This window comes from Pseudomonas sp. 3MA1 (assembly GCF_029237275.1).
Lineage (GTDB): Bacteria > Pseudomonadota > Gammaproteobacteria > Pseudomonadales > Pseudomonadaceae > Aquipseudomonas > Aquipseudomonas fluorescens_AP.
The window spans coordinates 507,248-520,462 of record NZ_JAACFX010000004.1 but is presented as its reverse complement, the minus strand read 5'-3'; the positions used below and the strand labels follow the sequence as shown (position 1 = coordinate 520,462).

12 protein-coding genes are annotated in these 13,215 nt (G+C 64.4%); 5 read left to right on the top strand and 7 right to left on the bottom strand.

Annotation, left to right across the window (positions count from 1 at the left end):
• Positions 1-26 precede the first annotated feature (26 nt).
• From GWQ44_RS14895 to lpdA, 3 genes are all read left to right on the top strand, one after another.
• Positions 27-353 (top strand): hypothetical protein, encoded by a 327-nt coding sequence (locus tag GWQ44_RS14895; protein WP_253127437.1) that lies wholly within the window; start codon positions 27-29, stop codon positions 351-353.
• A 149-nt stretch (positions 354-502) separates the two neighbouring features.
• The gene (locus tag GWQ44_RS14890) at positions 503-727 is read left to right on the top strand and encodes a hypothetical protein (protein WP_275927659.1); all 225 of its coding nucleotides are present in this window, start codon (positions 503-505) and stop codon (positions 725-727) included.
• Positions 724-2,178 carry a dihydrolipoyl dehydrogenase gene (gene lpdA / locus GWQ44_RS14885; RefSeq protein ID WP_275927658.1) on the top strand — a complete coding sequence of 485 codons (1,455 nt, stop codon included), beginning with the start codon at positions 724-726 and terminating at the stop codon, positions 2,176-2,178. Before GWQ44_RS14890 ends, lpdA begins: the two co-directional genes overlap by 4 nt.
• A 57-nt stretch (positions 2,179-2,235) precedes the next feature.
• Here lpdA and tauD read toward each other — a convergent pair whose 3' ends face one another.
• The 7 genes from tauD to GWQ44_RS14850 all read right to left on the bottom strand — a co-directional run bounded on the left by tauD (position 2,236) and on the right by GWQ44_RS14850 (position 10,617).
• Positions 2,236-3,075, bottom strand: a complete 840-nt coding sequence (gene tauD / locus GWQ44_RS14880) for a taurine dioxygenase (protein ID WP_047300970.1) — start codon at positions 3,073-3,075, stop codon at positions 2,236-2,238.
• 138 nt (positions 3,076-3,213) lie between these two features.
• Positions 3,214-4,053 carry a taurine ABC transporter permease TauC gene (gene tauC / locus GWQ44_RS14875; protein ID WP_275927657.1) on the bottom strand — a complete coding sequence of 280 codons (840 nt, stop codon included), beginning with the start codon at positions 4,051-4,053 and terminating at the stop codon, positions 3,214-3,216.
• On the bottom strand, positions 4,050-4,844 hold the full coding sequence (tauB, locus tag GWQ44_RS14870; protein WP_275927656.1) for a taurine ABC transporter ATP-binding subunit: 795 nt from the start codon (positions 4,842-4,844) through the stop codon (positions 4,050-4,052). Before tauB ends, tauC begins: the two co-directional genes overlap by 4 nt.
• 27 nt (positions 4,845-4,871) lie before the next feature.
• Positions 4,872-5,849 carry a taurine ABC transporter substrate-binding protein gene (tauA, locus tag GWQ44_RS14865; RefSeq protein ID WP_275927655.1) on the bottom strand — a complete coding sequence of 326 codons (978 nt, stop codon included), beginning with the start codon at positions 5,847-5,849 and terminating at the stop codon, positions 4,872-4,874.
• Between the two features lie 261 nt (positions 5,850-6,110).
• Positions 6,111-7,694: a glutamate--cysteine ligase gene (gene gshA, locus GWQ44_RS14860; protein WP_275927654.1), complete on the bottom strand. Its 1,584-nt coding sequence runs from the start codon at positions 7,692-7,694 to the stop codon at positions 6,111-6,113.
• Positions 7,695-7,909: 215 nt separating this feature from the next.
• The gene (locus tag GWQ44_RS14855; RefSeq protein ID WP_016966994.1) at positions 7,910-8,293 is read right to left on the bottom strand and encodes a PaaI family thioesterase; all 384 of its coding nucleotides are present in this window, start codon (positions 8,291-8,293) and stop codon (positions 7,910-7,912) included.
• Complete coding sequence (locus GWQ44_RS14850) at positions 8,293-10,617, bottom strand: Tex family protein (RefSeq protein ID WP_275927653.1); 2,325 nt, start codon at positions 10,615-10,617, stop codon at positions 8,293-8,295. Before GWQ44_RS14850 ends, GWQ44_RS14855 begins: the two co-directional genes overlap by 1 nt.
• 360 nt (positions 10,618-10,977) lie before the next feature.
• On the opposite strand from GWQ44_RS14850, the gene ompR reads away from it, so the two are divergent.
• Together ompR and GWQ44_RS14840 are read left to right on the top strand one after the other, a co-directional pair.
• On the top strand, positions 10,978-11,718 hold the full coding sequence (gene ompR / locus GWQ44_RS14845; protein ID WP_016966992.1) for a two-component system response regulator OmpR: 741 nt from the start codon (positions 10,978-10,980) through the stop codon (positions 11,716-11,718).
• Between the two features lie 105 nt (positions 11,719-11,823).
• On the top strand, positions 11,824-13,137 hold the full coding sequence (locus GWQ44_RS14840; protein WP_016966991.1) for an ATP-binding protein: 1,314 nt from the start codon (positions 11,824-11,826) through the stop codon (positions 13,135-13,137).
• Positions 13,138-13,215 lie beyond the last annotated feature (78 nt).

Here is a 13,215-nt window from a genome sequence, read left to right as displayed (position 1 = left end):
TCGGCAAAAACACAAGGAGGTGAAACATGGATTATCCCGGTCGTTGGTTTCGGGAGACTTGGTACGACCACGATATCTACTTGATGATCATCAAGGAGCCGGGTTCGCCAAGTCTTCATTCATACGCTGCGCAGGAGTCGTTCAGCTACGTCGGACGGTTGGCCGGGCATGGCCAGCATCCAAGTTTTTCGGTGCATTTTGCCTGCCCGCCCTACGGCAATGATTACGCCAGCAACGAGGCGGCATTGCGCGCCGGGCGGGCGCATGGGCGCGCGTTGATCGAACGTTGGTGCAATCGCTCACCCACGCCAGCGGCACGTCTGCCGCGCTACGCGGCCAGCCCGGCCAACTAGGCCGGCTGGCGAGTATGCCGCGCGGGTGGACGGTGCCGCACCGGGCGCCAGTGGGCGCTGTACGACCGCCAGGAACTGGAGGAAAAGTCGCCGGGCCAGGCCAGGCGGCAACAGGTGCAAGAGGCTGTTTCAAACGCAACAGAGTCAGGGTGCAGCAGCGCCCGCAGACGCGGACAGATGATGACTCAAGCACAACCTTCGGTGCCCTCAGGCGCCGCCGCAAGCGCTTCACCAAGGTGCTCTGCAAGGGCATCTGCAACGGGGTTGTGGCCGCGTGGCAAACCCGCGGGCTTGGCCACCCGCACATTCTCAACGACAGCGCGACCCTGGGGGCCGTGGTCGATTTTGTTTATGCACAGGACGACAAGCTATGAATGAACAATACGATGTGATCGTGATCGGCGCGGGTCCCGGCGGCTATGTCGCGGCGATCCGCGCGGCGCAACTGGGCCTGAAGACGGTCTGTATCGAGCGCTACCAGGGCAAGGACGGCAAGACTGCCCTGGGTGGCACCTGCCTCAATGTAGGCTGCATTCCCTCCAAGGCGCTGCTGGACAGCTCCCATCACTATGACGAAGCGCGCAACGGTTTTGCCGTGCACGGCATCGACATCAGCAACCCGCAGATCGACGTGCCGGCCATGCTGGCGCGCAAGGACAACGTGGTGCGCAATTTCAACGGCGGCATCGCCGCGCTGTTCAAGGCCAATGGCGTGGCCCTGCTGGAAGGTCACGGCAAGCTGCTGGCCAACAAGCAAGTGGAGGTGACAGCGGCCGACGGCAGCACCCAGCGCATCAGCGCCACCAGCATCATCCTCGCCCCCGGCTCACGGCCCATCGATATTGCCGCGGCGCCGCTGACCGGGCAGGTGATCGTCGACTCCACCGGTGCCCTAGAATTCACCCGCGTGCCCAAGCGCCTGGGGGTGATTGGCGCCGGCGTCATCGGCCTGGAGCTGGGTTCGGTCTGGGCTCGCCTGGGGGCTGAAGTGACGGTGCTGGAGGCCCTCGACAGCTTCCTGCCAGCGGTGGATGTGCAGATCGCCAGAGAGGCGCAGAAGATCCTCGGCAAACAGGGCCTGGACATCCGCCTGGGCGCCCGGGTGACGGCCTCCGAGGTGCAGGGCGACAGCGTCACGGTCAGCCTCAGCGAAGGCGGCGAGGACAAGCAGCAGACTTTCGACCGGCTGATCGTCGCCGTGGGTCGCCGGCCCCTGACCACCGACCTGCTGGCCGCCGACAGCGGCGTGCAACTGGATGAACGCGGCTTTATCCATGTCGACGGGCAATGCCGCACCAGCGTGCCCGGGGTGTTTGCCATTGGCGACGTGGTACGCGGCCCGATGCTGGCGCACAAGGCGTCGGAAGAAGGGGTGATGGTGGCCGAGAGCCTTGCCGGGCATCAGCATCCGCTGAATTACGAGCTGATCCCGTCAGTGATCTACACCCACCCGGAAATCGCCTGGGTCGGCCAGACTGAACAGGCCCTCAAGGCCCAGGGCATCGAACTGAACATCGGCACCTTCCCGTTCTCCGCCAGCAGCCGGGCCATGGCGGCCAACGACACCGCGGGGCTGGTCAAGGTGATTGCCGATGCCGCCACCGACCGAGTGCTCGGGGTGCATGTGATAGGACCGGGCGCGGCGGAACTGGTCCAGGAAGGCGCGATCGGCATGGAATTCGGCACCAGCGCCGAAGACCTGGGAATGATGGTGTTCTCCCACCCGACCCTGTCCGAAGCCCTGCATGAAGCGGCGTTGGCGGTGAATGGCCAGGCGATCCATATCGGTAATCGCAAGAAGAAGGCCCCCGCCAGCGTCAAATAACCAGCCACCCCGGCCTCGCGTGTTGCGCGTGGCCGGGGCGCTCGGCCCCTTTGGGTTTCAGCGAAAGAACGGCACATCCCCAAGAATGGTCGCGCGCTGCATCACCCGGCGCTGTGGGCGGTAGTCGTCCACGGCATAGTGTTGGGTCACGCGGTTGTCCCAGAAGGCCACGTCGTTTTCCTGCCAGCGCCAGCGGATGGTGAATTCCGGGCGGGTGGCGTGGGCAAACAGCAGCTTGAGGATGGCCTCGCTTTCGCTTTCGGACAGCTCATTGATGCGGGTGGTGAAGCCGTCGTTGACGAACAGCGACTGGCGTCCGCTCACCGGATGGGTGCGGATCACCGGGTGCGACAGTGGCGGATTCTTGCGTCGGGTTTCCTCCCAGCGCGCCAGGTCTTCGGGGGTGTTGCCAAAGCGCTCCAGGGGGAAGGACTTGATGAATTCGTGGGTGGCGGTCAGGCCTTGCAGCAGCTTCTTCATCGGCTCGGACAAGGCTTCGTAGGCGGCGATGCCGCTGGCCCACAGGGTGTCGCCGCCGAACGCCGGCAACAGCTTGGCGCTGAGCACCGCGCCCAGGGCCGGGGTCGGCAGGAAGGTCACGTCGGTGTGCCAGATGGCGTTGTCGCGCACGTCGGTTTCGGCGGTGTCGAGGATCAGGATCTCCGGCTGTTCCGGCACATTGGGGTAGATCGGGTGAATGTGCAGGTCACCGAAGTGGGCGGCGAAGCGCGCTTGCTGCTGTGGGGTGATCGGCTGGTCACGGAAGAACAGCACCTGATGCTTGAGCAGCGCCTGCTCGATGGCGTCACGATGTTCGATGCTCAAGGGCTGGCTGATATCGATGCCGCCGATCTGGGCGCCGAGGGCGGAGCTTAGAGGAGTGATGGTCAGGCTCATGGTCGTTCTCGTATTCGCTGTGTGTAGGAGTCGGGCGGCGCTCCGCTCGCCGGCGCAGGCCGCCGAGAGGATGGTATGAGGCTTGTGGGCCTCTTCGCTGGCAAGCCAGCTCCTACGCAGGAGAGGGGGGATCTGTTGTTAGTGGGATTGGCCGTGCCAGGGCACCAGTTTGCGTTGCAGGGCGCGCAGGCCCATCTCCATGGCGAAGGCGATCAGGGCAATCACCAATATCCCCAGCACCACCACATCGGTGACCAGGAATTGCGCGGCGGACTGCACCATGAAACCCAGGCCGCTGGTGGCGGCAATCAGCTCCGCCGCCACCAGGGTCGACCAGCCCACGCCCAGGCCGATGCGCACGCCGGTGAGGATGTCCGGCAAGGCGCTGGGCAGGATCACGTGGCGAATCAGCTGCGCCCGGGTCGCGCCCAAAGACTGCGCCGCGCGCAGCTTGGCCGGGTCGACGGTGCGCACTCCGGTGGCGGTGGCGATGGCGATCGGGGCGAAGATGGCGAGGTAGATCAGCAGCACCTTGGACAGCTCGCCAATGCCGCACCAGATGACGATCAGCGGCAGATAGGCCAGTGGCGGAATCGGCCGGTAGAACTCGATCAAAGGGTCGAGCACGCCACGGGCGATGCGGTTGGCGCCTATGGCGATGCCCACCGGAATCGCCGTCAGCACGGCAAAGCCCAGGGCCAGGCCGATGCGTTGCAAGCTTGCCGCCAGGTGCTGCCAGAGGGTGGAATCCATGTAGCCGCTGGTGGCCAGCAACCAGCCTTTTTGCAGCACGGCGGCCGGTGGCGGCAGGAACAGTGGTTCGATCAGGCCGCTGGCGGTGACGGCCCACCACAGGGCCAGCAGGGTGATCAGAGTCAGCACACTGATCCAGCGCGTGCTCAGGCTGCGACGCACCGGCACTGGCGCTTTCGGATTGGCGTCGCGGGTTGCGGTGGCGGGAATCTCGTAGCTGCTCATGGGCGCTCCTGCTGCTGGGTGGCGCTGCGTTGGGAGAACACCCGGGACAGCACGTGTTCGCGGGTTTCGATGAACAACGGGTCGGACTTGATCGCCCGCGCCGATTCGCCGGCGGCGTAGCGCTGGCCGAAGTCCAGGTTCAGGCGCTCGACGATCTGCCCCGGGTTGGGCGCCAGGAGGATCAGGTCGGTGGCCAGGAACACCGCTTCTTCGATGTCGTGGGTAATCAGGAACACCGGCTTGGCGGTGCGCCGCCAGACTTGCAGCAACAGTTCCTGCATCTGTTCGCGAGTGAAGGCATCCAGGGCGCCGAAGGGTTCGTCCATCAGCAGCACGCGTGGGTCGGCGGCCAGGGCGCGGGCCAGGCCCACGCGCTGTTTCTGTCCACCGGAGAGTTGCCAGATGCGGCGCTTGTCGAAGCCGGCCAGGTCCACCAGGGCGAGCATCTCCCGCGCCCGGGTTTCACGCAGGTCGCGGGCGACGCCGGCCAGTTCCAGGCCGAAGGCAACGTTGCCCAGCACATCCTGCCAGGGCAGCAGGGCGTCGTCCTGGAACACCACGCCACGCTCGGCGCTGGGGCCCTTGACCGGCACCCCGTCGAGGTTGATGCGCCCGGCGCTGGGCTCGACGAACCCGGCAATCAGGTTCAGCAGCGAGGTCTTGCCGCTGCCGGAGGGACCCAGGGCGACCAGCAGTTGCTGTGGCCCCAGGGTCAGGGAAATATCCGCCAGCACCGGTTCGGCGGCGCCGGGGTACTGTGCGCTGATGCGCTCCAGTTGTAGCAAGGCCATGACGGCTATCTCCTGTCCGGTCGCGGGTTACTCAGGGATGAACTTGGCGCTGACGTAGGGGGCGTAGTCCGGCAGCACCGCTTCGACCTTGCCTTGCTCCTTGAGGAACAGCGCGGTGTCGGTGATGGCCTTGGTGGTCGGGGCGCCGAGGCTGACCACCTGGTCGGCGGCCAGTGGGTAGACGTTGCCTTGCAGCAGCAGCGGGATATCGCTGGCCTTGGCCCCGGAGAGCTTCACCAGCTTGTCGACGTTGCCCTGGTTGGCCAGCCAGGCTTGTGGGTCCTTGCGGTACTGGGCGTAGGCATCCAGGGTCACCTTGGCGAAGGCGCTGACGATCTCCGGGTGCTTCTCGGCAAAATCCTTGCGCACGATCCAGGCGTCGAAGGTCGGCGCGCCGAACTTGGCCAGTTCACCAGAGGTGATCAGCACCTTGCCGTTTTCCTTGGCCACGCCCAGGGCCGGGTCCCAGACGTAGGTGGCGTCGATATCGCCGCGCTTCCAGGCGGCGATGATTGCCGGTGGCGCCAGGTTGAGGATCTGCACTTTCGAGGGGTCGATGTTCCAGTGCTTCAGTGCCGCCAACAGGCTGTAGTGGCCGGTGGAAACGAAGGGCACGGCGACTTTTTTACCGATCAGGTCCTGAGGGCTGTTGATCCCGGAACCGTCGCGGGCCACCAGGGCTTCGGCGGCGCCGATCTGGGTGGCGATGAGGAAGGTCTGCACCGGCACCTTGCGGGTGATGGCGGCGGTCAGCGGGCTGGAGCCCAGGTAGCCGATCTGCACATCGCCGGAAGCGATGGCGGCGATGACGTCGGCACCGTTATCGAATTTGCGCCAGTTGATCTTGGCCTGGGTGGCTTTTTCGTAGCTGCCGTCGGCTTGCGCGACCTTGGCCGGGTCGACGGTGGTCTGGTAGGCGACGGTGACGTCGGCCGCCTGGGCAAAGAAACTCGCAGCGGCCAGGGACGCGGCCGCCAGGAGGCGAAGGGGGAAGTGCAGTTTCATGTGGGGGCTCCTCATAGGCGGCCGGTGATCGGCGTGGGAGGAGACTAAATGATCTAAGAATGCAGAAATAAATAACTTATTTGCATTAGCTTATGAGGGGAAATCCACGGGGATGGCCCGGAGGCGGTTGTGGCGAGGGAGCTTGCTCCCGTTGGGTGGCGCAGCCGCCCTCAAACCCGGCGACGGGATATTCCTGAATAACCGCGCCGCCTGAGCTGAGGGCTGCTTTGCAGCCCAGCGGGAGCAAGCTCCCTCGCCACTCTAGTTGCTGATGGCCAGGATGCTGGCCTGGTAGGCGCCGACGAACACGTCGAAATCACCCACTTCGTTCTGCTCAAGCTCGGTCTGCTGTTCCAGGGATTGGCGCGCCGCGTCTTCGAAGGCGGTTTGTTCTTCCTTGGCCAGGGGCTGGCTGCGGAAGTACTCGGCATGCGCCTGGCTCTGGCGCAGGGAGAACTGGCTGAAGCTCTCCTTGTGCTCGCTCATGGCCGCCAGCACCTGGGCCGACGGGGTCAGGGACGAATCCTTGACCTTGGCCAACTGGGCGTCCAGGGCCTTGCTGTGCACGTCGCTGCCGTGGCTCTGGTCGAGCAGGGCAGCCAATGGCGCGATCTGCTCCAGCAGTTCGGCGGCCCACTCTTTCATTTCCACCGGCTGGCCCCGGCGTTGCAGTTGCAGGCCCGGACGCCGGCCTTCCTTGACCACGGCGAGGAAGTTGGAGGTGGCGTTGCCGCACTCGTTGTCCGCGAACAGCGGACTGTCGTTGAGCGCGCAATACAGCAGGAAGGCGTCGAGGAAGCGCGCTTCCTGCAGGTCGATGCCCAGGGGCAGGAACGGGTTGATGTCCAGGCAACGCACTTCGACGTACTGGATGCCCCGGGCCATCAGCGCCTGGATCGGCCGCTCGCCGGTGTAGGTCACGCGTTTGGGGCGGATGTTGGAGTAGTACTCGTTTTCGATCTGCAGGATGTTGGTGTTCAGTTGCACCCACTCGCCATCCTTGTGGGTGCCGACGGCCACGTAAGGCGCGTAGGGCGTGGCCACGGCCTTGCGCAGGCTGTCGGTGTAGCTGTTCAGATCGTTGTAGCAAGGGGTCAGGCCGGCCTGGGCCTTGCTCTGGTAGCCCAGGTCGCTCATGCGCAGGCTGGTGGCGTAGGGCAGGTACAGGGTGTCGGCGTCCAGCTGTTCCAACTGGTGCGAGCGGCCGCGCAGGAAGCCCGCGTCCAGGGCCGGCGAGGCACCGAACAGGTACATCAGCAGCCAGCTGTAGCGACGGAAATTGCGGATCAGCGCGATATAGGCCGAGGACTGGTAGTCCCGGTCGCTGCCGACGAAGCCTTCGGCTTCTTTGAGCAGTGGCCACAGCTGTTCCGGCAGGGAGAAGTTGTAGTGGATCCCGGCAATGCACTGCATGGCCTTGCCGTAGCGCAGCGCCAGGCCCTTGCGGTACACGTACTTGAGCTGACCGATGTTGGAGGTGCCGTAGTAGGCGATCGGGATGTCTTCCTCGGCCGGCAACGGGCACGGCATCGATGGACTCCACAGGTACTCGTTACCGAGCTTGCTGTAGGCGAAACGATGAATCTTGTCGAGGCTGGCCAGGGTATCGGCCGGGTCCGCGAGGGCCGGGGTGATGAACTCCAGCAGCGACTCGGAATAGTCGGTGGTGATCTGTTCGTTGGTCAGCGCGGAACCCAGTTCTTCCGGGTGCGGGGTCTGTGCCAGGCGGCCTTCGCCGGTGACACGCAGGCATTCACGTTCGATACCGTGCAGGCACTGCTCGAGCAGGGAGAGGTTAGCGCGCTCGCCGAGCAGAGCCAGGCGGCGGTTGAGAAGTTCGCTCAAGTTGGATTCCTTCACGCGTCAGTCGCCCCAATATGGGGGTGGGCAGGACGGTCTACAAGGGTGAAGTTAAAACTGGCGTTTTCGCCTGGTTTTTGAGTCAAGCCGACTCGCTTGAAAACGCCAATCCTTCATCCCTGAATCTGGCTTTAGCGCGGGCAAAAAACTCCGACGCCGCTTTCGCAGCGCCGAAATTAACCCAAATTCATGACGGGGAGCTATAGGACCGCGAAGGTGCCTTGTGCTTTTGCGACCAGTTTGTCGCCCTGGATCACGTCCGCTTCCACCACCAGGGTGCGGCGGCCGGGGTGGATCACCTTGGCCCGGCACAGCACTTCACCCTCGGCCACGGCGCGTATGTAGTTGATCTTGCATTCGATGGTGGCGCTCTGCTGGTCAAAGCCGTGGGTGCTGGAACAGGCCAGCCCCATGGCAATGTCCACCAGGCTGAAGATCGCCCCGCCATGGAGCTTTTGCCCGCGATTGCGCAGCTGCGGGGTCAACTCCAGGGCGACGTCCGCCTCGCCGGTTTCCAGGCGTTGCAGACGGCAGCCGAGCAATTGGCTGAAGGCGCTTTCGGTCAGGCCGGCGGGGATTTCCATCAGCGCTTCTTCAATTGCTTGGCGTTGGCGAACAGCGAGGCCATGGCGTTGTTGCTCGGGGCAGCAGCGGTGGTTTCCTTGCGCGGCGCATTGCCCTGGGAAGAGCGCGGCGCCGCACCCGGACGGGAGCCGCGAGCGCCGTCGATCTTCTCGCCCGGGGTGTCGCTCATGCGCATCGACAGGCCCACGCGTTTGCGCGGAATGTCGACTTCCATGACCTTCACTTTCACCACGTCACCGGCCTTCACCGCCTCACGCGGGTCCTTGATGAACTTCTCCGACAGCGCCGAGATGTGCACCAGGCCATCCTGGTGCACGCCGATGTCGACGAAGGCACCGAAGTTGGTGACGTTGGTCACCACGCCTTCGAGGATCATCCCCAGTTGCAGGTCCTTGAGGTCTTCCACACCATCCTGGAACTCGGCGGTCTTGAACTCCGGGCGCGGGTCGCGGCCGGGTTTGTCCAGTTCCTGAAGGATGTCGGTGACGGTGGGCAGACCGAAGGTTTCGTCGGTGAATTTCTTCGGGTCCAGGCGCTTGAGGAAGCTGCTGTCGCCGATCAGCGAGCGGATGTCGCGGCCGGTGTCGGCGGCGATGCGCTGCACCAGCGGGTAGGCTTCCGGGTGCACCGCCGAAGCGTCCAGCGGGTTGTCGCCGTTCATCACGCGCAGGAAGCCGGCGGCCTGCTCGAAGGTCTTTTCACCCAGGCGGGCGACCTTTTTCAGCGCGGCGCGGGTCTTGAACGCACCGTGCTCGTCACGGTGGCTGACGATGTTCTGCGCCAGGGTCGCATTGAGGCCGGAGATCCGCGCCAGCAATGCCACGGAGGCGGTGTTGACGTCGACGCCGACGGCGTTCACGCAGTCCTCGACCACGGCGTCCAGGCCGCGGGCCAGTTTCAGCTGCGACACGTCGTGCTGGTACTGCCCGACACCGATGGATTTCGGATCGATCTTCACCAGTTCCGCCAGCGGGTCTTGCAGGCGGCGGGCGATGGATACGGCGCCGCGGATCGACACGTCCAGGTCCGGGAACTCCTTGGCCGCCAGTTCCGAGGCCGAGTACACCGATGCACCGGCTTCGGAAACCATGACCTTGGTCATCTTCATGGCCGGGTATTTCTTGATCAGCTCGGCGGCCAGCTTGTCGGTCTCGCGGCTGGCGGTGCCGTTGCCGATGGCGATCAGGTCCACCGAGTGCTTGGCGCACAGCGCGGCCAGGATGCCCAGGGTCTGGTCCCACTTGTTGTGCGGCACGTGCGGGTAGACGGTGGCGTGGTCCAGCAGCTTGCCGGTGGCATCCACCACCGCCACCTTGCAGCCGGTGCGCAGGCCCGGGTCCAGGCCCAGGGTGGCGCGCGGGCCGGCCGGAGCGGCCAGCAGCAGGTCGTGCAGGTTGTGGGCGAAGACGTTGATCGCCTCGGTTTCCGCGTTGTCGCGCAGCTCGCCCAGCAGGTCGGTTTCCAGGTGGGTGTAGAGCTTGACCTTCCAGGTCCAGCGCACCACTTCACCCAGCCATTTGTCGGCGGGACGGTTCTGGTTCTGGATGCCCACGTGCTGGCCGATCATGCCTTCGCAGGGGTGCATGGTGCCCGGCAGCTCGTCACCGACTTTCAGCGCGGAGCTGAGAATGCCTTCGTTGCGGCCGCGGAAAATCGCCAGGGCGCGGTGCGACGGCATGCTTTTCAGCGGTTCGTCGTGTTCGAAGTAGTCGCGGAATTTGGCGCCTTCTTCTTCCTTGCCCGCCACCACGCGGGCGCTGAGGGTGGCTTCCTGCTTGAGGAAGTTACGCAGCTTGTCCAGCAAACCCGCGTCTTCGGCGAAGCGCTCCATGAGGATGTACTTGGCGCCTTCCAGGGCGGCCTTGACGTCGGCCACGCCTTTGTCGGCGTTGACGTAGCGGGCGGCTTCGGCTTCCGGAGTCAGGCTTGGGTCGTTGAACAGGCCGTCCGCCAACTCGCCGAGGCCGGCTTCCAGGGCGATCTGGCCCTTGGTGCGGCGCTTCTGCTTATAAGGCAGGTACAGGTCTTCGAGGCGGGTCTTGGTGTCGGCCAGCTTGATCTCGCGAGCCAGCTCCGGGGTCAGCTTGCCCTGCTCTTCGATGCTGGCGAGGATGCTGATCCGCCGTTCGTCGAGTTCTCGCAGGTAGCGCAGGCGCTCTTCCAGATGACGCAGTTGAGTGTCATCGAGGCTGCCGGTGACCTCTTTCCGGTAACGGGCGATGAAGGGCACGGTGGAGCCTTCATCCAATAGAGCGACGGCCGCTTCGACCTGTTGTGGGCGTACACCGAGTTCCTCGGCAATGCGGCTGTTGATGCTGTCCATAAAACCACCTGACAAATGTGTGAAAGCAGGCCCGCGGGCACGAAAATAAGGCCCGGCGAGTCTGGTTGAGCGGCCTGGCACGCGCCGCCACCTGGATCAAAAGGCTGGCTGTTGACCCGTGAAATCGAAAAAATACTGCCGGCCCAGGCAAATAAAAAAACCGGCCGCAGGCGTACTGATCAGATATTGCCCAACACAAAAGGCGGCGCATTATACCCAGCGTTAGTCGTTGCGGGGTGATCGCCAGCCTCAGGCCGACAGCGGGTTTGCTGGCGATAGAGGAAAAATCTGCTAACAATGCACACGGTGCGTATAACGGCAGCTACGCCATAATGCGCACCGAGATTAGAGGAGCATCCAATGAGCAGCACTGCACAAACTGCTGAAGGCGAAAAAATTCTTATTGTTGACGACGATCCGGGGCTGAGCAGCCTGCTGGAGCGTTTTTTCGTCAGCAAGGGCTACCGTGCCCGCGCGGTGCCGAACACCGAGCAAATGGACCGTCTGTTGGGTCGCGAAGTGTTCAACCTGGTGGTCCTCGACCTGATGCTGCCCGGCGAAGACGGCCTGACCGCCTGCCGCCGACTGCGCAGTGCCAACAACCAGATTCCGATCATCATGCTCACCGCCAAGGGCGACGAGCTGAGCCGCATCAAGGGCCTGGAGCTGGGCGCCGACGATTACCTGGCCAAGCCGTTCAACCCTGACGAGCTGATGGCCCGGGTCAAGGCTGTGCTGCGTCGTCAGTCGGCTCCGGTGCCGGGCGCGCCGGGCAGCGAAGACGAAAGCGTGACCTTCGGTGACTACGAACTGTCCCTGGCCACTCGCGAACTCAAGCGTGGCGATGAAGTGCACATGCTCACCACCGGTGAGTTCGCGGTGCTCAAGGCGCTGGTGATGAACGCCCGCCAGCCGCTGACCCGCGACAAGCTGATGAACCTGGCCCGTGGCCGCGAGTGGGATGCCCTGGAGCGTTCCATCGACGTGCAGATCTCCCGCCTGCGGCGGATGATCGAGCCTGATCCTTCCAAACCGCGTTATATCCAGACCGTCTGGGGCGTGGGTTATGTCTTCGTGCCGGATGGCACCGCGACCAAGTGATAGGTGATTTGTAGGAGCGAACGCCCGGGCCGGTAACGACCCGGGCGTTCGCATTCCGCAACTCTGCGAGCGCGAGTCGCTCCTGCAAAGTGTGTAGTGGCTGTTATGAAAACCCCGCTGTGGTTCCCCCAGAGTTTCTTCTCCCGCACCCTGTGGCTGGTGCTGATCGTGGTGCTGTTTTCCAAGGCATTGACCCTGGTTTATCTGTTGATGAACGAGGACGTGCTGGTGGACCGGCAATACAGCCACGGCGTGGCCCTGACCCTGCGCGCCTATTGGGCCGCCGACGAATCCAACCGCGATCAGATCGCCGAAGCCGCTGGCCTGATCAAGGTGGTGGGCAGCGGCGTGCCGGCCGGCGAGCAGCATTGGCCCTACAGTGAGATTTATCAGCGCCAGATGCAGGCCGAGTTGGGTGCCGACACCGAAGTGCGCCTGCGCATGCATGCACCACCGGCGCTGTGGGTGCGGGCCCCGAGCCTGGGGGATGGCTGGCTCAAGGTGCCGCTGTATCCGCATCCGCTGCGGGGGCAGAAGATCTGGAGCGTGCTGGGCTGGTTCCTGGCCATCGGCCTGTTATCCACCGCCTCGGCGTGGATCTTCGTCAGTCAGCTCAATCAACCGCTCAAGCGCCTTGTCTACGCCGCTCGGCAACTGGGCCAGGGGCGCAGCGTGCGCCTGCCGATCAGCGATACGCCGAGCGAGATGACCGAGGTCTATCGCGCCTTCAACCAGATGGCCGAGGATGTGGAGCAGGCCGGGCGCGAGCGCGAGCTGATGCTGGCCGGGGTGTCCCATGACCTGCGCACGCCGCTGACCCGCTTGCGCCTGTCCCTGGAGTTGATGGGCGCGCACACCGACCTGACCGACGACATGGTGCGGGATATCGAGGACATGGACGCCATTCTCGATCAGTTCCTGGCCTTCATCCGCGACGGCCGCGACGAGTCGGTGGAAGAGGTGGACTTGAGCGATCTGGTGCGCGAGGTGGCCGCGCCCTACAACCAGAACCAGGAGCGGGTGCACTTGCGCCTGGAGCCGATCCAGCCGTTCCCGCTGCGTCGGGTATCGATGAAGCGTCTGCTCAACAACCTGATTGGCAACGCCTTGAATCACGCCGGCACGGATGTCGAAGTGGCGGCCTATGTGTCCGGTGACACCAATGCGCCGTATGTGGTGCTGAGCGTGATGGACCGCGGCGCCGGGATCGACCCTTCGGAGCTGGAAGCGATCTTCAACCCCTTCACCCGTGGCGACCGTGCCCGGGGTGGCAAGGGCACCGGCCTGGGCCTGGCCATCGTCAAGCGGATTGCCGCGATGCACGGCGGTAACGTCGAACTGCGCAACCGCCCGGATGGCGGGCTTGAGGCGCGAGTGCGCCTGCCGCTGGGACTGCTGCTGCCACGGGATGCAGACTAAAAGCAGCGGCAAGCTTCAAGCGGCAAGCTGCAAGTGGGAGTTAGCGCTTCTACTTGCTGCTTGAAGCTGGAAACTTGC